The 19,917-nt window shown below is 62.8% G+C and carries 21 protein-coding genes; 7 read left to right on the top strand and 14 right to left on the bottom strand.

Annotation, left to right across the window (positions count from 1 at the left end; all coding sequences use genetic code 11):
- Window positions 1–223 precede the first annotated feature (223 nt).
- Both metF and NKH90_RS18785 read right to left on the bottom strand, forming a co-directional pair.
- The gene (gene metF, locus NKH90_RS18790) at window positions 224–1,141 is read right to left on the bottom strand and encodes a methylenetetrahydrofolate reductase [NAD(P)H] (RefSeq protein WP_023676795.1); all 918 of its coding nucleotides are present in this window, start codon (window positions 1,139–1,141) and stop codon (window positions 224–226) included.
- A complete protein-coding gene (locus NKH90_RS18785) occupies window positions 1,141–2,163 on the bottom strand; it encodes an ArsR/SmtB family transcription factor (protein ID WP_352501078.1) in 1,023 nt (340 codons plus the stop codon). The genes metF and NKH90_RS18785 overlap by 1 nt, the downstream gene beginning before the upstream one ends.
- A gap of 142 nt (window positions 2,164–2,305) precedes the next feature.
- On the opposite strand from NKH90_RS18785, the gene tsaA reads away from it, so the two are divergent.
- Both tsaA and NKH90_RS18775 read left to right on the top strand, forming a co-directional pair.
- Window positions 2,306–2,824 (top strand): tRNA (N6-threonylcarbamoyladenosine(37)-N6)-methyltransferase TrmO, encoded by a 519-nt coding sequence (tsaA, locus tag NKH90_RS18780; protein WP_352501079.1) that lies wholly within the window; start codon window positions 2,306–2,308, stop codon window positions 2,822–2,824.
- Window positions 2,824–3,135: a DUF2293 domain-containing protein gene (locus tag NKH90_RS18775; protein WP_352456194.1), complete on the top strand. Its 312-nt coding sequence runs from the start codon at window positions 2,824–2,826 to the stop codon at window positions 3,133–3,135. Before tsaA ends, NKH90_RS18775 begins: the two co-directional genes overlap by 1 nt.
- Before the next feature lie 291 nt (window positions 3,136–3,426).
- Here the strand turns inward: NKH90_RS18775 and NKH90_RS18770 are convergent, their stop codons facing one another.
- Window positions 3,427–4,044: an MOSC domain-containing protein gene (locus NKH90_RS18770; protein WP_352820355.1), complete on the bottom strand. Its 618-nt coding sequence runs from the start codon at window positions 4,042–4,044 to the stop codon at window positions 3,427–3,429.
- A 207-nt stretch (window positions 4,045–4,251) separates the two neighbouring features.
- Here NKH90_RS18770 and NKH90_RS18765 point away from each other — a divergent pair, with 207 nt between their 5' ends.
- Window positions 4,252–4,818: a methyltransferase family protein gene (locus NKH90_RS18765; RefSeq protein WP_352471529.1), complete on the top strand. Its 567-nt coding sequence runs from the start codon at window positions 4,252–4,254 to the stop codon at window positions 4,816–4,818.
- An 84-nt stretch (window positions 4,819–4,902) separates the two neighbouring features.
- Here NKH90_RS18765 and NKH90_RS18760 read toward each other — a convergent pair whose 3' ends face one another.
- From NKH90_RS18760 to ettA, 5 genes are all read right to left on the bottom strand, one after another.
- Window positions 4,903–6,024 (bottom strand): beta-ketoacyl-ACP synthase III, encoded by a 1,122-nt coding sequence (locus NKH90_RS18760; protein WP_352492730.1) that lies wholly within the window; start codon window positions 6,022–6,024, stop codon window positions 4,903–4,905.
- A gap of 121 nt (window positions 6,025–6,145) precedes the next feature.
- Window positions 6,146–6,484 carry a hypothetical protein gene (locus tag NKH90_RS18755; RefSeq protein WP_352767715.1) on the bottom strand — a complete coding sequence of 113 codons (339 nt, stop codon included), beginning with the start codon at window positions 6,482–6,484 and terminating at the stop codon, window positions 6,146–6,148.
- 107 nt (window positions 6,485–6,591) lie between these two features.
- Window positions 6,592–7,383: a trans-aconitate 2-methyltransferase gene (gene tam, locus NKH90_RS18750; protein WP_352767713.1), complete on the bottom strand. Its 792-nt coding sequence runs from the start codon at window positions 7,381–7,383 to the stop codon at window positions 6,592–6,594.
- Window positions 7,384–7,644: 261 nt separating this feature from the next.
- Window positions 7,645–7,878 carry a type II toxin-antitoxin system RelB family antitoxin gene (relB, locus tag NKH90_RS18745; protein ID WP_352471524.1) on the bottom strand — a complete coding sequence of 78 codons (234 nt, stop codon included), beginning with the start codon at window positions 7,876–7,878 and terminating at the stop codon, window positions 7,645–7,647.
- A gap of 58 nt (window positions 7,879–7,936) precedes the next feature.
- The gene (ettA, locus tag NKH90_RS18740) at window positions 7,937–9,586 is read right to left on the bottom strand and encodes an energy-dependent translational throttle protein EttA (RefSeq protein WP_352767711.1); all 1,650 of its coding nucleotides are present in this window, start codon (window positions 9,584–9,586) and stop codon (window positions 7,937–7,939) included.
- A 242-nt stretch (window positions 9,587–9,828) separates the two neighbouring features.
- Here ettA and NKH90_RS18735 point away from each other — a divergent pair, with 242 nt between their 5' ends.
- Window positions 9,829–11,124, top strand: a complete 1,296-nt coding sequence (locus NKH90_RS18735; protein ID WP_352820352.1) for a GGDEF domain-containing protein — start codon at window positions 9,829–9,831, stop codon at window positions 11,122–11,124.
- 27 nt (window positions 11,125–11,151) lie between these two features.
- Here NKH90_RS18735 and NKH90_RS18730 read toward each other — a convergent pair whose 3' ends face one another.
- The 4 genes from NKH90_RS18730 to NKH90_RS18715 form a co-directional block, all read right to left on the bottom strand.
- On the bottom strand, window positions 11,152–11,766 hold the full coding sequence (locus tag NKH90_RS18730; RefSeq protein ID WP_352820350.1) for a hypothetical protein: 615 nt from the start codon (window positions 11,764–11,766) through the stop codon (window positions 11,152–11,154).
- A 73-nt stretch (window positions 11,767–11,839) separates the two neighbouring features.
- Complete coding sequence (locus NKH90_RS18725) at window positions 11,840–12,853, bottom strand: ribonuclease T2 family protein (RefSeq protein ID WP_352820349.1); 1,014 nt, start codon at window positions 12,851–12,853, stop codon at window positions 11,840–11,842.
- Window positions 12,854–12,973: 120 nt separating this feature from the next.
- On the bottom strand, window positions 12,974–13,423 hold the full coding sequence (locus NKH90_RS18720; RefSeq protein WP_352681842.1) for a MarR family winged helix-turn-helix transcriptional regulator: 450 nt from the start codon (window positions 13,421–13,423) through the stop codon (window positions 12,974–12,976).
- Complete coding sequence (locus tag NKH90_RS18715; RefSeq protein WP_352820347.1) at window positions 13,420–14,205, bottom strand: alpha/beta fold hydrolase; 786 nt, start codon at window positions 14,203–14,205, stop codon at window positions 13,420–13,422. Before NKH90_RS18715 ends, NKH90_RS18720 begins: the two co-directional genes overlap by 4 nt.
- Window positions 14,206–14,470: 265 nt before the next feature.
- Between NKH90_RS18715 and NKH90_RS18710 the strand changes: the two genes are divergently transcribed.
- From NKH90_RS18710 to NKH90_RS18700, 3 genes are all read left to right on the top strand, one after another.
- Window positions 14,471–15,406 (top strand): alpha/beta fold hydrolase, encoded by a 936-nt coding sequence (locus tag NKH90_RS18710; RefSeq protein WP_352820346.1) that lies wholly within the window; start codon window positions 14,471–14,473, stop codon window positions 15,404–15,406.
- Between the two features lie 78 nt (window positions 15,407–15,484).
- Window positions 15,485–16,660, top strand: coding sequence for a CaiB/BaiF CoA transferase family protein (locus NKH90_RS18705; RefSeq protein WP_352820344.1), 1,176 nt, complete (start codon window positions 15,485–15,487; stop codon window positions 16,658–16,660).
- Window positions 16,657–18,306 (top strand): thiamine pyrophosphate-binding protein, encoded by a 1,650-nt coding sequence (locus NKH90_RS18700; RefSeq protein ID WP_352820342.1) that lies wholly within the window; start codon window positions 16,657–16,659, stop codon window positions 18,304–18,306. The genes NKH90_RS18705 and NKH90_RS18700 overlap by 4 nt, the downstream gene beginning before the upstream one ends.
- Before the next feature lie 40 nt (window positions 18,307–18,346).
- Here NKH90_RS18700 and NKH90_RS18695 read toward each other — a convergent pair whose 3' ends face one another.
- Both NKH90_RS18695 and NKH90_RS18690 read right to left on the bottom strand, forming a co-directional pair.
- Entirely contained in the window at window positions 18,347–18,790 is a 444-nt protein-coding gene (locus NKH90_RS18695; protein ID WP_352471512.1) for a CHRD domain-containing protein, read from the bottom strand.
- Window positions 18,791–18,937: 147 nt separating this feature from the next.
- Window positions 18,938–19,909, bottom strand: a complete 972-nt coding sequence (locus tag NKH90_RS18690; RefSeq protein WP_352471510.1) for an ABC transporter substrate-binding protein — start codon at window positions 19,907–19,909, stop codon at window positions 18,938–18,940.
- Between the last annotated feature and the right edge of the window lie 8 nt (window positions 19,910–19,917).

Raw genomic sequence — 19,917 nt, 5'->3', positions numbered from 1 at the left:
TAAGAGGAGGCTATGACATGGGACTGACGAGGCCGATCAACGCATTGATGATTTGTGCTGCGTTTGCATTCATCGGCGCCCTCATTATGGGCGTCCTTCCATAAGGCCGCTGAGCGGGGGAAGACCAGCACCGAATACTCCAAACCATTTGAAAAGGCCGGGCATTTTGCCCGGCCTTTTGCATTCCCCCGATCTTTGACATTTCAAAAAGGAGCTTGCCGCCTTACGCCGCGGCTGATCCCGCCGCCTCGACTTCGTGCGACCTGATGCCGATCATGTGGCAGATGGCGAAGACCAGATCGGCTCGGTTCATCGTGTAGAAGTGGAAATCGCCGACGCCGCGCTCGACAAGGTCCAGCACCTGCTCGGCGGCCACGGCAGATGCCACCAGCGCATGCGTTTGCGGATCGTTCTGCAGCCCATCGAAACGCTCGGCCAGCCATGCCGGCACCAAGGCGCCGCACCGCGCCGAGAAGTTGGCGACCTGGGTGAAATTGTGCACCGGCAATATGCCCGGCACGATCGGTATGTAGATGCCGGCCCGCCGTGCCCGCTCGACATAGCGCTCATAGAGATCGTTGTCGAAGAAGAACTGGGTGATCGCCCGCGTCGCTCCGTTGTCGGCCTTGCGCTTCAGCATATCGAAGTCGGTGGCGAAATCCGGGCTTTCCGGATGCTTTTCCGGATAGGCCGAGACCGATATGTCGAAATCGCCGGCGCCCTTCAGCGCATCAACCAGTTCGGCGCCATTGGCATAGCCTTCCGGATGCGGCCGGTAGGCCGCGCCGACGCCCTCGGCCGGATCGCCGCGCAGGGCGACGAAACGCTTGACGCCCATATCGGCGAACTCCCGGATCACCGCATCGACCTCGTGACGCGCCGCATCGACGCAAGTCATGTGCGCCGCCGGCGTCAGCGTCGTTTCATTGAGGATGCGCTTGACGGTGCGGGCCGTCCGCTCGCGGGTCGAACCACCGGCGCCATAGGTGACCGAGACGAATTTCGGCTTAAGCGGCTCAAGCCGGGTGACCGTGTCCCACAGCCTTGCTTCCATCTCATCGTTTTTCGGCGGAAAGAACTCGAACGAAACCCTGACCTTGTCGCCGATGTCGGGGCGGCGGGAGAAGCGGAACTGGTTCATCAGGCGGTTTCCCCTATCGGATACGCATTGGCCGGTTGTCTGTCGTTGGAAGGCTCGGCAATCAGCATGCGCCGATCGCGGCCGAGCCAGAGTTTGACGGTGAGCTTGGCCTCGTTGCCGCCGCGCGGCTCGAATTCCTGGCTGTCCTCGAGGTCGAGGCCGGCCTCGGAAAACCAGTCGCCAATCTGCCGGTCGGAAAAGCCGAGACGCATATGCGCGTGCTCGTCGCGTAAAAACTCCAGCGTGTGCGGCGCGAAATCGACGATCACCAGCCGGCCGGCCGGGCGTAGCAGACGCGCTGCCTCGCGGATGGCGCGGGCGGGATCGTCGAGATAGTGCAGCACCTGATGGATGGTAACGAGATCGAAGGCGTCGCGTTCGACCGGCGGCGCGAAAATGTCGCCCTGGCGCACCTGCGCATTCGAAACGCCGGCCTTGTCGAGATTGGCGCGCGCCACCGTCAGCATCTCGCGCGACATGTCGATGCCGACACCGCGCCGATAGAGCGGCGAAAAGATCTCGAGCAGCCGTCCGGTGCCGGTGCCGAGATCGAGCATCGACTGGAACGGCCGCTTGCCGACGAGCTTGATGAGGGCTGCTTCGACGGCGCGATCCGGCACATGCAGCGAGCGGATATGGTCCCAGCTTGCGGCGTTTACCGAGAAATATTCGGCGGCCCGGTCCTGCCGCTTGCGCTTGACTGCGGCCAGCCGTTCGAGATCACGCTCGACCTGCGGATCGGCGCCGCGGATGCCGGAGACCAGCCTAAGCACGAAATCGCGCGACGCATCGGAATCCGATAGCCGGAAGAACGCCCACGAGCCCTCCTGGTAGCGGCCGATCAGCCCGGCCTCCAGCAGCAATTTCAAATGGCGCGAGACGCGCGGCTGCGACTGGCCGAGGATTTCGGTGAGATCGGACACGGTCAGATCGCCGCGCGACAGCAGCGCCAATATGCGCAGCCGGCTGGATTCCGCCGCCGCCTTCAATGTATCTACCATCGTGTCGAGAGCGACATGCATGCGAGCATTCTCTTTGAAAAGATATAAACATATGTTTATGTCGGTTTGGATAGGCTTGCAAGCGCTATGTCGCTTCCGGACAAGAAAATGACGCATGCGTGGCGGATCGCGCAAAAACGGACGCATGATCGGGGCGAGAACCATGTTCGAAACGCGCAGCGGCGAAAAGCTCCTGGAAACCGACCCGGCAACGATGCCGCCGGATGGCCATGTCGTCTTCATCGGCCGCATCGCTTCGCCTTGGATCACGCGGGAGACTTGCCCCAAAAACATGAAGGCCGCGCGGGAGACGGAACAGCCGGCGCACTTGGTCATCGACCCGCTTTATCGGGATGGCCTGCTTGGGCTGGAACGCGCCAGCCACGTGATCGTCCTGTCCTGGCTGCACCATGCGCCGCGGCAACTGATTGTCCAGAAACCCCGCCATGCCACAGGGCCGAAAGGCGTCTTTTCACTGCGCTCCCCTGCCCGGCCGAATCCTGTCGGACTGCATGTCGCCAAGCTGGTTGCCCTCGACATCGACACCGGCCGCATCGATCTCGACGCCATCGACGTGCTCGACGGCACGCCGGTCATCGACATCAAGCCCTATTTCGCCTCGACCGATGCCTTTGCCGATGCGACCATCGCCGGGCGGGACGAGCCAGGGCCGGTGGAGTGATGAGCGCGCCGACCGGCCGCCGCCGCGCCATCGCCAAGGCACTGACAGCGCTGCTGCCGCTGGCGCCCTATGCCGACATGGAAAAGATCCGTGCCGATGCCGGCGCCGTGCACATGAAGACCTTGCCGCCGAGCATTGCCGTGTGGCTGGCGACGATAGCGCATATTCGCCACGCCCACACCGACTACGAAAAGCTGCTGGCCGAAGGCTATGACCGCGATTCCGCGCGCTTCTTCGTCATCGAACAGACCAACAATGTGCTCACCCGCTGGCGCGCCACCCGTCTGCTCGACGATGAGGATGAGGCGTAGAGAATGGCAGGCACACGCGTCGAGTTCTACGGCGCTTCACCGTTGTGATTGGCGAAATCGAAAGGTGACGGCCAATCTCCCCCCTCGTGGGGGAGATGTCCGGCAGGACAGAGGGGGGCGCTGTCCCGCCGACCTCAGGTCGGCAACATCGGAACTTTCAAAGCCTGAAATAAAAAACCCGCCTCGCGGGCGGGTCGTTGGAGCCCAATTGGCACCATACAGGAATTAGTAGCATAGCTGCCGGCACAAAGCAAGAACAAAATACGCCGTGACTAGAGGTCGCGTTCTGGACTAGGGCCGGTAAATCCACTGCTCGGGCACGCGCACCGAAATCTCCTCGCCGGCCGCGATCGTGCCGGGCTTCTCGACCCAGGCGACGAGCCCGCGCAACCGCTTCGCCGCCTTCGGGAACAGCAGCGCGCCGGCCTCATGGTCGGCCATACCGGCATTCTCGGCGACCGACCTGCCCGCGATCCGGCAAGGCCCGTTCTGCGCGTCGACCTTGACGGTCGCGCCGCCTTTGAAGAACAGCAGCGTGCCGGACGGCAGCATGGAGAGGCGCGGCAGGCCATCGATCAGGAGATTGGCGCCGATCCATTCCGGCTTGATCTCGGCGATGCCCATCCGTTCGGCGACGATTGCCAGTTCGTCCGCAGCCACGATCGACAATTGCCGTTCGTTGCGCATCTCAGTGCCGCGCCGATACCAGGGTTCCCGCCCGCCGGAGCGCCGCGTCGTGCCGGCATGGAAATCGCCGTCGATGCCGTCGAAACCGAGTTGCAGCGTATCCACCGCTCGTGTGTCAAAACGATCGAATGATGCGAGATAGAGCGCCGCCACCCTGGCGGCGAGTTTTCGCGACGGGACGATCTCGACCGGAGTTTCGGCTTCGGGAAACATATCCGGCATTGGTTTCATTCCTAGCTGCCGGATGCAGTTAGCCGAAGTCGATTCATAGGGTCCAGTCGAAAGCGTTGATGCTCCAATCAAGACGGCTGATACGGGTCGGCACCACCAGCGTCATGGTTGAACCAGCCTCATGCAAAAGCGTGCCGCATTGCTGCCGCGCTGCATCGGTTGATAATATCGATCAGGTCAAGCCCGCGGAGGTTCATCATGCATCCCGCATCGGCAATCGCACAGCTCTGGCTGCTCTGGGTGGTTTCATGGGCCGCGGCCGCCTTCTGGGCCGACCGGGCCGAAAAACGCGCCGGCTTCGGGGTGGAGCTTCCATCCCGCGCCGTCATGGTGCTCGGCACGATCCTGCTCTTCATCCCGGCGCACGGTTATGCCGGCCCGCTGAGGCTTTGGACGCCGAACCTTGCCGAAGCGTGGATCTGCGTCGCGCTGATTGCCGCCGGTCTGGCATTTGCCTGGTGGGCGCGGCTGCATCTTGGCCGCCTGTGGTCGGCCACGGTCACCGCCAAGGCCGCGCATCGCGTCGTCGACACCGGCCCTTACCGGCTGGTGCGCCACCCGATCTATACCGGCCTGCTTCTGGCGATCCTCGCCACCATGGCGGCGAAAGGCACTGTCTGGGGCGTTGCCGGCGCCATCCTCATCACCGTCGGCATCGTCATGAAGGCAAGGCTGGAGGAGCGTTTTCTGCGCGGCGAACTGGGTAGCGCTTACGACGACTATGCCAGGCGCGTTCCGATGCTGGTGCCGTTCGCGCCGGGCTAATGCATGTCGCCCAAAAGCATGCCCTCGGGCTTGAACCGAGGGTGTGCAGCGGTTTTGGGACAACGACATGCGTAAAACAAAAATCTAAAGCATGCGCAACAGCGCGCCGCCGATCGAGTAGCCGGCGCCGAAGGCGCAGAGCAGGCCGTAGTCGCCGGCCTTCATGTCGGCATGGTTCTCCGACAGGGCGATGATGGCGCCGGCGGCGGCGGTGTTGCCGAGGCGCTCCAGCACCATCGGCGCGCGGTCGTGGTCGACGTCATGGCCGAACGACAGTTTCAGGATCATGGCGTTCATCCGCGCATTGGCCTGATGCAGCCAGAAGCGCCGGATCGCTTGCGGCGTCAGCCCGTGCTCGGCCAGGAACTCGACGATGAATTTGTGGCCGGCAACGGTGACTTCCTTGAACACCTTGTTGCCGATCTGCTTGATCAGATTGCCTTCCAGATCGATCATGTACGGATCGTCCTGGGTGGCGCGGGTATAGTAACCGAGATTGGTGCGGATGCTGTTCGACATCTGCGTCCAGGCGCGCGTATCCAGCACCTCGAAGCGGCCCGGCCGCTTCTCGCCCTGGGCGAGCCCTTCGACGATCATCGACACGGAAGCGTCGCCGAAGATGAAATGCGTCTGCCGGTCGCGAAAATTGAGATGCCCGGTGATGATCTCCGGCGTCGTCACCAGCACGCGTTTATGCGCCCCTGCCCGCACCAGATTGACGGCGATGTGCAACGCCGCCGCTGCCGAAGAGCAGCCAAGCCCCATATCGAAGCCGGCGCCTTTCGTCCCCAGCGCCTGCTGCATTTCGATGGCGATCGCCGGATAGGGCCGCTGATGGTGCGAGGCCGAGCAGATCACCAGGTCGATGTCGCCAGGCTTCAGCCCGGCATGATCGAGCGCCTTGCGGGCCGAAGCGATGCCGAACTCGGCCTCCAGCGACAGCGCATCGTCGGGCCGCGCCGCGAAACGCGGCGCCATGCGGGTCGGATCGAGAATGCCTTCCCGTTCGATGACATGGCGGGTCTGGACGCCCGAGGCATGGACGATGAAGGCACTGTCCGATTTCTGTACTAGCGGCTCGCCCGACACCTCGCGGCGGACGTTCTCCATGTCCACCCAGGCGTTGAAGCTGGCGACGAGCTCCTCGTTGGTGATCGAAGCTTCGGGGATTTCAACGCCGATGCCGCTGATGATGACGCGATGCATTTCCAGTTCGTCCCGTGCGCAGGCGTTGCGGCTTCATGTCGACGCCGCAAAAAGCTCGGCGCAACCTCTTTTGCACCTAGCCAGTTTATGCCGGCTTAAATCAAGTCCCTGGGACGGGTCTTTACCAGGCGCAGAGCTTGGTATTGGTCTGCGGGTTGTTCCAGCAGGCACCGTCATCGCGGCTGCGCACGAATTGCCCGGGCAGCGGCACGTTGCGGCGGCCGAGATTGACATAGCCATAGGCAAAACCCGGTCCGTCGATTTCCAGGACGTAGGTCGGATAACCCGGCGCCGAGATGCGAAAGCTGCCGGCATCGTCCAGCGCCCGATAGCTGCACGAGAAATAGCCGTCGTCGCTGGTGAAGCAGCGCGCTCGCTTGGCCTCCGCCGATAGAGACAAGGCGAGCACAGCGGCCGCACAAATGCTGCCGCCGAAAACGAGCTTTTTCAGTGTCATCATCCACCCCCCCATGGCCCATGAAGGGCCGTGCCCCAGCGAGATGCGCATGACGGCGAAAGCCGGTCAAGCATCCGCCATGCACTGTTTTTGGGTGTAGCTAAGAGTTTCTAAGCGGAACGCCGCGCCACGATGAAGAGACGGGGAAAGCGCAGCAACACCTTGCCGCTTGCCGTTTTCGGATAGGCTTCGCTGATCCGGGCCGTGTAGCGCTTCAGGAAAAGCTGCCGCTCGTTTTCGTCGAGAGGATCGAGGAACGGCTTCAGCCCCGTCGATTTCACCCACTCGACGATCGCCTCGGCATCGGCCAGCGGATGGTTGTAGATCGTGTGCCAGATATCGAGCCGATCCGAGAATGGCGACAAAAGGTCGTAATAGAACGCGACCGGCGGCAGCGGCGCGCGGGCCGCGCGCTCGAGCTTTTCGGCAAACGGCATCTCGGCCGCGGTCTCCCGCATCAGCCGGTGCGAAGGTTCGGCCATATTGTCCGGCATCTGCACGGCAAGCGCGCCGCCGGGCGCCAAAAATCCCATCAACCGCTGGAAGACGGCCGGATGCTCCGGCAGCCATTGAAACACCGCATTGGCAAAGATCACGTCGACCGGTTCGTTCGGCTGCCACGCCGCCGCATCCGCCAAGGCAAAGCTGACACCGGGCAGGCGCGCCTTCGCCTTCTCGATCATGTCGGGCGAGGTATCGAAGCCGCTGATCTGCGCCCGCGGCCAGCGCTCGACCAGCAATTCGGTCGAATTGCCCGGCCCGCAGCCAATGTCGACCACCCGGCGCGGTTCCGGCACCGGCACCTGCGCAACGAGATCGCGCGCCGGCCGGGTGCGCTCGTCCTCGAATTTCAGGTAGAGGGCGGCGGACCAGTCGGGTCTCACCTTCGCGACTGTATTCATCGATAGACCTCGCGACGGTCGCCTACTTGAACCACCCAAATCGCGACAGCGCTATCATCGATCCTTGTCAGAATTCGGAATGAGCCCACACGATATTCCAGAGACCTGCCAGTGGTCCTGTTAGCGCTTCGCCAAGTTCGCGTGGATTATCGCGCCAGGCGCGCCTGTTTTCCAGGAAGTCCACAATCCGACGCTGATCGGACCTTTGCAATCTGGAGATATCCTTCAGTGCACGCTTCTCGACACGAATTGTCCACACGATCAACCGTCACTGCGGTCGCTTGCGTCCAATCCCAGTCGTTCCTTAGCTTCGGCCAGAGAAAGCCATTCACCTTCACCATCGTTAAGGCGCTCGAGGGCGATTAGTCCGTCTTCCAGATCCTGAATTTGCTCGACAATGGCCTCAACGACTACGTCATGTTTTGTCCGGCCAGTTTTCCTTGCGACGATCTCGAGGCGTTTTTCCAGCGCGGTAGGAAGCTCGACATTAAGCATGTTTATCTCCTTCCGGCAATTCTACGAGCAGCCTGGGGCGCTTGCAACCAATCCGTTGTTACCGCGTCAGCCGCTTATACGTCATCCTGTGCGGATTGACCGCCTCAGGCCCAAGGCGGCGGATCTTGTCCTGCTCGTAATCCTCGAAATTGCCTTCGAACCATTCGACATGGCTGTCGCCTTCGAAGGCGAGGATGTGCGTCGCCAGGCGATCGAGGAACATGCGGTCGTGCGAGATGATGACGGCGCAGCCGGCGAAGCTCTCGAGCGCGTCTTCGAGTGCCGCCAGCGTTTCGGTATCGAGATCGTTGGTCGGTTCGTCGAGCAGCAGCACATTGCCGCCGGTCTTCAGCATCTTGGCCAGATGCACGCGGTTGCGCTGGCCGCCGGACAGGTTGCCGACCTTCTGCTGCTGGTCGCCGCCACGAAAGTTGAACGACGCGCAGTAGGCGCGGGTGTTGGCTTCGAACTTGCCGAGCTTGACCACTTCGGCGCCGCCCGAGATCTCTTCCCAGACCGTCTTGGTCGGGTCGAGCGCGTCGCGGCTCTGGTCGACATAACCGAGCTTGACCGTCTCGCCGATGCGGATGGTGCCGGCATCCGGCTTTTCCTGGCCGGTGATCATGCGGAACAGCGTCGTCTTGCCGGCGCCGTTCGGGCCGATGACGCCGACGATGCCGCCCGGCGGCAGCTTGAATTCGAGATCGTCGATCAAAAGCGTGTCGCCAAAGCCCTTCGACAGGCCCTCGACCTCGATCACCACATTGCCGAGCCGCTCGCCATGCGGAATGACGATCTGGGTATCGCTCGGACGCCGCTTGTCGGCTGCATCCAGCAGATCCTGGAAGGCCTGGATACGGGCTTTCGACTTGGTCTGCCGGGCTTTCGGGCTGGACTGGATCCACTCGCGCTCGCGGCCGATCGCCCGCTGGCGCGCATCGTCCTCGCGGCCTTCCTGCTTGAGCCGCTTGGCCTTGGCTTCGAGGTATTTGGTGTAGTTGCCTTCGTACGGGATACCGCGGCCGCGATCGAGCTCGAGAATCCAGCCGGTGACATTGTCGAGGAAGTAGCGATCGTGGGTGATGATCATCACCGCGCCCGGATAGGCCCGCAGATGCTTTTCCAGCCACGCCGTCGTCTCGGCGTCGAGATGGTTGGTCGGCTCGTCGAGCAGCAGAAGGTCGGGCTGGCGCAGCAGCAACTGACAGAGCGCGACGCGACGGCGTTCGCCGCCCGACAGCTTGGTGACATCGGCCTCCTTGGGCGGGCAGCCGAGTGCCTCCATCGCCATCTCGACCTGCTGTTCGAGATCCCACAGGTTGAGCCGGTCCATCTCGTCCTGCAGCTTGGCCGACTCGTCCGCCGTCTCGTCGGAATAGTTCATCATCAATTCGTTGTAGCGCTCGATGATGGCGGTCTTGGCGGCGACGCCTTCCATGACGTTTTCGAACACGTTCTTGTTCGGATCGAGCGCCGGCTCCTGCGCCAGGTAACCGACGGTAGCACCCTCGGCCAGCCAGGCCTCGCCGCTCCACTCCTTGTCGATGCCGGCCATGATCTTGAGGATCGTCGACTTGCCGGCGCCGTTGGGGCCGAGGATGCCGATCTTGGCGTCCGGGTAGAAGGACAGATGAATGTTCTCGAGCACCTTCTTGGTGCCGTAGGCCTTGTTGAGGCCGGCCATGTGATAGATGAACTGGCGTGCCACGCGCGCTTTCCCTGAAAAGTCGACTGATGTCGGATTGAATGGAAGTTGGGGGCTATGTAAGCGATGCGGCCGCGAACGGCAAACAGTTTTGGCCCCAAGCGGATTTGGTCGCACCCACAAATGCTTAGCCGCTTCATTTCGTGCCGGCGCCCAGGCGAAAGCTCCGGTTAACCATTCCGCGTCAAACAATGGTTGGATGGGAAATCGCTGGCAGCCGCGATTTCGGGGAGAGAGATCGGGCCGTGTTGAACAGTTTCCTGCTTTTTGCCGAAGCGGTTCTCTACTTCGGCATCATGGTCACGCTTTTCCGGTTCAGGGGCCGCATCGGCCTCGGCGTCTTTGTTTGCGCCCTTGGCGTCATGCATTTCCTGGAAACCTATCTCGCCAGCGTCTTCTACGTCGCGCTGCCGTTCGGCATGGTATCGCCGGGTTCGGCCGTGCTGTTTTCCGGCAAGCTGGTCATGCTGCTCCTGCTCTACATCAAGGAGGACGCGGCAACTGTCCGGCAGCCGATTTACGGCCTGCTGCTCGGCAATGCCCTGATGATCGGGCTCGTGCTGATCCTGCGCCTGCACGACATCGCACCGCTGCCCGACGGCAAGCTTCCCGACATCGGCTTCATCGACGAGATGGGCTGGCTGATGGTGTGGGGCACGACGCTGCTGTTCGTCGACGCCATCCTGATCATTCTGCTCTATGAAAAGCTCGGCAAATATCTGCGCAAGGCGCTTTTCACCCGCATCCTGGTCTCCGTCGCCTGCGTGCTCACCTTCGACCAGGCAGGCTTTTTCACGGCGCTGCATTTCGTCACCGGTGCGCCGGTCGCGGTGTTCTTCGGCGGCTGGTTCGCCAAGATGGCAGCGGCCCTGGTCTACAGCACCATGCTGGTCGCCTATATCAGGTGGTTCGAGGCGCGGCAGGTGCCGGCGCCGCGCGGGCTTTCCGACATTTTCGACACGCTGACCTATCGCGAGCGCTATGAGGCGCTGGTCGAGCATGTTGGTCGCGACGGCCTCACCGGCCTCCTGCACAGGGGGCGCTTCGACAGCGATGGCGAGGCCGCCGTCGCCGCCAGCCTGCGGACCGCCAGGCCGCTCAGCCTGCTGATCATCGATGTCGACCACTTCAAATCGATCAACGACCGCTTCGGCCACGCCGAGGGAGACAAGGTGCTGAAAGCCCTGGCGATTTTGCTTGGCGAACTTGTCGGGACCGAAGATCAATTGTTCAGGATCGGCGGTGAGGAATTCGCCATCCTCGGCTGGCGTCCGCAGCCGCTCGCCAGGCTGCTGGGTGAAACCGTCAGGCAAGCGGTCAAGACGTCCGCGAGCACCAGCCGGTTCGACATTACCGTCAGCGCCGGCATCTCGACGGTCAGCGAGACGACCCGTTGCCTTGCCGATCTCTTTGCGCTGGCCGACCAGCGTCTCTACAAGGCCAAATCCACGGGACGCGATCGCGTTGTCGGGGAACCGGGCGGCAACGAAGCAGACGCCCGCAACACATGGACCAGGCCGGAGCGCAGCGCCGGCGCGTAACGCTGCCCAGGCCTGCGATTGGCTCAATCAGGATTGTTTGCGCCGCTGCCATCCGCCGATCGCAACCGAAACCGCCATCAGCGCGATCGCCAGCCATTTCAACGCGGTAATAATCGGGCCGGCTTCGATATCGTAGGCGATGAACAGAAGAATGCCCGGTACCAGCAGGCCGCAGAGCACGAGCGTGATCCGATTGATCTGCCATGACACTTTTGCCGCAAGCGCCTGGTCGCCGGGCACGGCGACAAGCGCGGCCCGCATTGCCTTCGGCGCCACGAGCGTGGTCGAAAGACGCAGCGAAATCGGCAGGCCGATGCCGATGATCAGGAAGGCGCATGCCGCCAGGAGCAGCGAAAACTTGAGCGCACTGGTTTCGGCCGGTACCGGGAACAGCAGCGCCGCCAGCGGCAGGAAGACACAGAACATCCCGAGCGCGGCGATGGCGATGAAGATCGCCGCGTTGACCAGCGTAAACAATTGGTAGGTGCCGCCGCCGACGGGTTTGGCGAGCGTGGTCATGCGAGCCCACTCCACTTCGGTGTAGGAAAAGCCCGGCCACTCCATATGGCCGTCGCGGATCGCCGTCATGCCCTTGGCCCAGAACGCCAGCCGCGCCAGCGCGCCGCTCGTCATACCACTCATCGCCACCCCCTATGAATGATGCGCCCGGGATCATACCATCCCCGGTGCAAAGCGACAGTCGCGTACGGCCTGTTTACTGGAACCCGACGGCATCGACCGCGCCCTTCGGGCAGCCGGCCTTGGCTGTCGGTGCCGAGGCAAGCAGCAGGGCACCGAGCGAAGCGTTCGAAGCGATCGGGCCGGTCAGGCCGAGCGTCAGTTCGCCGATCAGCCGCCTGCCGTTCGAAGGATCGACCACGCAGGACACGCGGACCCGGTCGCCCGCGCCTTTGCCGAAGGCACTGTCGAAGGTGCTGCGGATCTGATCGGATGTCAGTTGCTTGCCGATGTTCTTGATGAAGAGATCGCGCACCGGCGACGCATTCATCGCGCGCATCAGGTTCAAGGCGTCGGCGAAATACTCCTGCTGGCTCTTGCCGTAGCAGGTGCCGTGCTTGATCCACTCATGCCTTTCGAGGGCGGACGCGGTGCCCGGCATCACCTGGTCGAGTTCCGCTCGCGTTTTCGGGTCAAGGGTGACCGGCGGCAAATCCCGCCAGTGTGCCGGATCGTCCTTCGCCTTGTCGCTTGCCGCGACCTGGCAATAGAAATTTCCGTTCGGCTGCGGCCACAACCCATGCAAGGTGAAGTGGGTCGCTTCGAACCCGGCGGCGGTCTGCGCACGGCATTCGGTTTTGCCGGATTTGGTCTCACAAAAAGCCGGCTGCCAGCTCAGCGCGAAGACATATTCCGGCTTTCCGGACGCCGATGGCTTGTTCGGCTCGGCAGGCGCCGGTGCAGCCGGCATCGTCGACGCGCTGCCGCCCGAAACGTGACCGCAGCTGATCTTGACCCAGCGGCGCTCCGGATCGGCGCCCGGCACGCGAATGAGGTAGTGCGTGGGCGCGTCCTTGTTGCCGGCCAGCAGATCATAACTCTGACCAGCCGCGGTCGAGACATTGCCGGGATTCTTGCCGCTCTTGATCGCCTGCGTTGCCGGACAGGCGGCATCGGCGACGAAAGAGCCGGTCATCTTCACATCGGCCCGCGCCGCGCTTGCGCCAGCAAACGCAACAAACACTGCCCCCCATATCGCCCAAATCCGCATTCCGGCACTCCTCGTGATTCACGCCGCAAGCTAGAAACTTGCGACATGTCAGAATTACGATTTCTTTCGCCGGCCGTAAAAACAATCGCCAGCGCATTGAGACGGCTCGCGCGTGGTCGATCAGGATCCGCCCGCCTCCACCCGTTCCGTCAGGGTGCGCAGCAGATCAAGCGAGGCTTTCAGCACGTCGGCGTCCATACCCTCCGAAACGCGGTTCGCCCAAACATGCTGGCGTGTGCCGATATTCTTGACCGCTGCCCGGCCGGCATCGGTTATCGACAACAGCTTGGCGCGACGATGCGCCGGGTTGTCGGCGTAGGCGGCAAGCCCCTCCGCAGCCAGTATGTCGGCAAGCCGCTGTACACTCTGACGGGCGAGACCCATGTCGCGGGCGATGTCGGCCACAGATTTCGGCTCCTTCAAAACTGCACCCAAAACCTGCCAGCGCGCTGCCGTCAGCCCGGTTGGAGCGGCCAGCCGGTCGGCCGCATCCAGAAAACTGCCGTTCATCCTGAACACGGCAAGCACCAGTTCGGTGAGCACATTTGCCGCTTCGGTCCTAGTCGTCATTTCTGGCCGGCCTCGATGGTCGCGACGAAATTATTAACGGCTTCGGCTACGACCTCGGGCTTGTCAAGCATCACCCAATGGCCGCTGCCCGCCACGATCTGGCGCGGAATGTCCGTGCGCAGCCCGTAGAGCGCAGCTGGAGTGTCACTGGCCTCGGTAGCCAATACGAACATAGGCCCGCGATACGCATCGAGTGCCGGCTCCGGGTTCCATTCGGCCAGTGCCTTGCCGACACCTGCCCTCGCCGCCGGATCGACCACTGCCGCATCGGCCAGAACACGCTGGCGAACAACCGCGTTAGGGCCGGCAATCGACGTGTAATAGGCGTTCAGGACATCACGGCCTTGCGGACCGGCCAGATCGCGGACAAAGCCGTCACGAATCGCCTGCGGCAGCGCACGAGGATCGGTCGCCGGGTCGACGAGCAAGACACCGGCGACCCGGTCGGCATGGCTGGCGGCATAAGCGAGCGCCACGCCACCGCCGCCGCTGTGCGCGACAATGAGAAACCGCTTCATGCCAAACGCGTCGGCCACGGCACCGACATCTATTGCACGACCGTCATAACCATAGTCACCGTCCTGCGCCGGCGCGGAGGCACCATGACCGCGAAAATCGAAGGCTACCGCCTCGCGGCCTTCGACGGAGAGCTGCATCACCCGGTCCCAGTGGGAAGCGCGGCTGCAATCCCCATGCAGGAACATGATCGGCAGGCCATTGCCGGCGTTGATCCTATAAGTGGCAAGCTGGCCTTGCGGGCCTGGAACAGTGGACGTCATCATGGTCATCTCCCTGGTTTCCTGACTGAACGCAGCAATCCCTGACAACAGGGTGGCCGTCGTGAAGGCGAAGCCCGCCAGCAAGATTGCATGCCGCGAAATGGCCCGGTGGTTTTCATAGTCATACCCCCAATCTGCCGCTGACCATTTGACAGTATGCTGTCATGTAATCACATTGACAGCATGCTGTCAACGCCGTCGAGTGGGTACCCTGCGTCCCTTGACGTCGATCGCTGCGTCGCCCAACAGTCGCCGACGGGAGCGAGACATGCCATTTGACAAGCAGAGGATGCTGGCATCGCCGACCGGCGCCGAGCTCAACCTTTATGTGAAACACGCCATCGGCCAACCGCGCGCCATTGTCCAGGTCAATCACGGGTTGGCCGAGCACGCGGCGCGCTATGCCCGTTTCGCCGATTTCCTTGGCGAGCGCGGCTACCAGGTCTACGCGCACGACCACCGTGGCCATGGCGCCACCAAGGCGCCCGACGCGCCACCTGGCAGGTTTGCCGATGCGGATGGCGGTGCCAAGGTCATCGCCGATGTCGCCGCCGTCCATGATCTCATCGCCAGGGAACAGCCGGGTCTGCCGGTCATCGTCTTCGGCCACTCCTTGGGCGCGTCGGTCGCGCTGAATTTTGTCCTCCGCCACTCGGCGCGCATCCATGCCGCCGCGATCTGGAACGGCAATTTCTCGGCCGGACTGCTCGGCCAAATCGCGCTGGCCATGCTTGGTTGGGAAAAGTTCCGGCTTGGCTCAGACGTGCCGTCGCGCCTGCTGCCCCGGCTGACGTTCCGGGCCTGGGGCAAGGCGGTGCCCAATCACCGGACGCCGTTCGACTGGCTGTCGCGCGATGCCGTTGAAGTCGAGAAATACATCGCCGACCCGCTTTGCGGCTGGGACGCATCGGTATCGATGTGGCAGGACATCGTCATGATGACGCTGCATTGCGGCAGCGACCGCAATTTTTCCGGCGTGCGGCGCGACCTGTTCGTCAATCTGGTCGGAGGCGAGCAAGATCCGGCCTCGGACGGCGGCAAGGCGGTCAGCCATCTTGCCGGCCGGATGCACATGATGGGTTTTTCGAATCTCGTTTCAAAGGTTTACGCCAAAACCCGCCACGAAAGCCTGAACGAGGTCAACCGAGACATCATCATGGAGGATTTTGCCGCCTGGGCCGACCGCGTGCTGGGGGCACAGTGATACTGGCCCATTGCAAGGGCCGTGACAGCGGCGCGCGGGATTGATAGAGGCTGCGCTTTCGATCAACCACGGTGATCCATGACTGAGCCTCCGCTCAAAGGCATCCGCGTCATCGAACTCGCACGCATCCTCGCCGGGCCATGGGCCGGACAGCTGCTTGCCGACCTCGGCGCCGACGTGATCAAGGTCGAGAGCCCGGACGGCGGCGACGACACCCGCAAATGGGGACCGCCGTTCGTCATCGGCCATGACGGCGAGAACCTTTCGGCCGCTTATTACCATTCCTGCAACCGCGGCAAGCGCTCCATCGCCATCGACTTCTCGACGCCCGAGGGTGCCGAGACGGTGCGCCGGCTGGTCACGACGTCGGATGTGCTGATCGAAAACTTCAAAGTCGGCGGACTGAAGAAATACGGCCTCGACTATGACAGCCTGAGGAAAATCAACTCGCGGCTGATCTATTGCTCGATCACCGGTTTTGGCCAGTCGGGACCGTATGCGCCGCGTGCCGGCTATGATTTCATCATCCAGGGCATGGCCGGCATGATGTCGATCACCGGCGAAGCCGGCCGCGAACCGCAAAAGGCGGGCGTCGCTATATCGGATGTTTTCACCGGGCTTTATTCGGTCATCGCCATCCAGGCGGCGCTTCGCCATGCCGAGAAGACCGGCGAAGGCCAGCATATCGACATGGCGCTCTACGACACCCAGATCTCGACGCTCGGCAACCAGAACCTCAACTATCTCGTCTCCGGACAGTCGCCGGTGCAGATGGGCAATGCGCATATGAACATCGCGCCCTACGAAGTGGTGCCGGTGAAAAATGGCCACATCATCCTGGCGGTCGGCAATGACGGCCAGTTCGCAAAGTTCTGCGCTGCCGTCGGCCTCGACGAGCTGGCGTCGAACCCTGACTTCGCCACCAATCCCGCCCGCGTCGCCAACCGGGCAAAGCTGCGCGAGCATATGATCGAGGCGCTGAAAGCCTTCGATCGCGACCCGTTGCTGGCCAGACTTGAGACTGCCGGAGTGCCGGCCAGCCCAATCAACAACATCGGCCAGATGTTTGCCGACCCGCAGACCGTAGCGCGCGGCATGCGGCTCGACCTCGATGACGGCCATGGCAATCTCTTGCCCTCGGTGCGGGCGCCGATGGTCATGTCCGGCACGCCGCTGGTCTATGAACGTCCGTCACCGCGTCTCGGCGAACACACCCAAGAAATCCTTGCCGAACTGGAGAGGTCAGGAAAATGAAGACCGGCGGACAACTCATCGTCGATGCGCTCGAAGCCAACGGAACGGACCGTATCTATTGCGTACCTGGCGAATCCTATCTGGCGGTGCTCGACGCGCTGCATGATTCACCGATCCGCACAATCGTCTGCCGCCAGGAGGGCGGTGCCGCAATGATGGCCGACTGCCATGGCCGCCTGACCGGCAGGCCCGGCATCTGCTTCGTCACCCGCGGCCCAGGCGCCACCAATGCCTCGGCCGGCATCCACATCGCGATGCAGGATTCAATCCCTCTCATCCTGTTCATCGGCCAGGTCGCCAGCCACGCCAAAGGGCGCGAGGCCTTCCAGGAGGTCGACTACGTCAGGTTCTTCGGCGATATTGCCAAATGGGTGGTCGAGATCGACGACGCCGCACGCATACCCGAATTCGTCACACGCGCCTTTGCGGTGGCGACGTCCGGTCGCCCGGGCCCGGTCGTCATCTCGCTGCCCGAGGACATGCTGACCAGCCTCGCCGAGGCACCGGACGCCCGGCATTATACCCCTGTCGAGACGCGGCCTGGCGAAGTCGAGCTCGACACACTGGAAGTGTTGCTCAACAAGGCAAAGCGGCCCTTCGTCATCCTCGGCGGTACGCGCTGGGACGCGCAGGCCGTTGCACGGATGCGGACGATAGCCGAAGCCTGGTCATTGCCGGTCGGCTGCTCCTTCCGCCGCCAGATGCTGTTCGACCATCTCCACCCGAACTATGCCGGCGATGTCGGCATCGGCATCAATCTCAAGGTAGCAACCGCCATCAAGCAGGCCGACCTTGTGCTGCTGATCGGCGGCCGCATGGGCGAGATGCCGTCATCCGACTACACGCTGCTGAAGAGCCCCTATCCCGACCAGACGCTGGTCCATATCCATGCCGACGCCGGCGAACTCGGCCGCGTCTACCGGCCGGCGCTGGCGATCAATGCCTCGCCTGCCGCTTTCGTCGAAGCCTTTGCCAGACGCAAGCCGGCCGCAACGCCGGTGTGGGCGGCTGAGGCAGCGAAGCTGCACGCCGCCTATCTTGACTGGTCGACGCCTCCGGAGAGCGGCCCCGGCGCCGTCCAGATGGGGCCGATCATGAATTATCTCGAAACGATGCTGCCGGACGACGCCATCCTCACCAACGGCGCCGGCAACTACGCCACCTGGGTGCATCGCTACCATCGCTTCCGGCGTTTCGGCACGCAGGCAGCACCCACATCCGGCTCGATGGGCTACGGCACGCCGGCGGCGGTCGCCGCCAAGCAGCTTTTCCCCGACCGCGACGTGATCGCCTTCGCCGGCGACGGCTGTTTCCTGATGAACGGCCAGGAATTCGCCACCGCCGTGCAATACGGGCTGCCGATCATCGTCATCGTCGTCAACAATGGCATCTACGGCACCATCCGCATGCATCAGGAGCGCGAATATCCCGGCCGTGTCGTCGCCACGGACTTGAAGAATCCCGACTTTGCTGCTTTGGCCCGTGCCTATGGCGGCCATGGCGAGACGGTGGAAAAGACCGCCGACTTCGCGGCGGCCTTCGAGCGAGCGCGGGCCAGCGGCAAGCCGTCAATCGTAGAGATCAGGCTCGACCCTGAAGCCATCACGCCGACCCGCACTATGACCCAGATTCGCGACAAGGCCTGACAAAACAGGATGATTGCCCTGTTTTGTCGTCGTGATCTGCCTATTTGGCCTTCTCGATCTGGCCGCGGATCTCGCCGTCCGCGTGGGCCGCGGTGTGGATGTTAACGTAATATTTGCCAGCCTCAAGATCGGTGGCCTGGGCATCGGTCAATGTCGCCGAACCCTTGATCGGGCTCTTCAGCTTGCCTTCGAACGGCACCACCGGATCGGCGTTTTGACCCTTTGCCGCCGGGCCGTGAATGTGTGCGGCCTTCGCCGGCCCGCTGAGGCCGGAATATCTCACGGTCCAGCTGAGTTTCTTGGTGGCGGTGTTGAACCTGAGCGTGGCGGTGCCCTTGCCCTTCGTGGTGACGGGCGGGTTCTGCTGAGCACCATCGAGCGTCGCCGTCATCTTCATGGTTTCGGCCAAGGCCGGTGAAGCAGAGAAGATGGCTGCAGAAATGGCCAGCGCCGAAAGCATCGGCGTGAAGGACTGGATGCGCATGGAAACCTCCGTTGTGACACCCTTGAGGCGGATGCACCGGCACAACGATTTTGCGAGCGGATGTTTCCGCCGGTAACGTTTATTTTACCTCCCACTAAAAAGGGGCGGTCGCCCGCCCCTTTTCCGCTACAAGCCAGTTTGACAGCCCTATTTGATGGCCTTGTCGGTGATCGCCGTCGTGTAGGCGCCGGTAGGCTCCTTGCTGATGATCTTCTGGTCGAGCAGCGCCTTGGCGGTGCGCTCGTACGTCGCCGGATCGAGCTTGCCATCGGCATTGTCGATCAGCTTGGCGACTTCGCCCATCATGCGCTTCTGGTGATTCTCGTCCTGGCCGCCATTGTCCATGACGATGCCGGCCGCTTCGTCGGAATGGTCGACGGCGTATTTCCAACCCTTCATCGAAGCGCGCACGAAACGCACCATCTTGTCCTCGAAGGCCGGATCCTTGAGCTTGTCCTCCAGGGCATAGAGCCCGTCTTCGAGCAGATCGTTGCCCATGGCGGAATAGTTGAAGACGGTCAGCTCTTCCGGCTTGTAGCCGGCGTCGATGAGCTGCCAGTACTCGTTATAGGTCATGACCGAAATGCAATCCGCCTGCTTCTGGATTAGCGGCTGCACGTCAAAGCTCTGCTTGAGCACGGTGACGCCGTCCGGCCCGCCATCGGTCTTGAGGCCAAGCTTGTTCATCCAGGCATAGAACGGATACTCGTTGCCGAAGAACCAGACGCCGAGCGTGTGGCCCTTGAAGTCGGCTTCCGTCTTGACCGGACCGTCCTTCGGGCAGACCAGCTCCATGCCGGCCTTCTTGAACGGCTGGGCGATGTTGACCAGCGGCACGCCCTTCTCGCGCGCAGCCAGCGCGCCGCCCATCCAGTCGACGATGACGTCGGCGCCGCCGCCGGCGATGACCTGCTCGGGCGCAATGTCCGGGCCGCCGGGCTTGATGTCGACGTCGAGGCCCTCGGCTTCATAGAAGCCCTTGGCCTTGGCGACATAATAGCCGGCGAACTGTGCCTGGGTGACCCATTTCAGCTGCAGCGTCACCTTGTCCGCGGCCATCGCCTGGAACGCGGCAAGCGACATCGCGCCGGCCAGCATCGAAACAACAAGTCTTTTCATGTTTTTAC

This window comes from Mesorhizobium sp. M0898, assembly GCF_040319695.1.
Taxonomy (GTDB): Bacteria; Pseudomonadota; Alphaproteobacteria; order Rhizobiales; family Rhizobiaceae; genus Mesorhizobium.
Note: the sequence above shows the minus strand (reverse complement) of the source record. Positions and strands in the feature narration are given on the sequence as shown.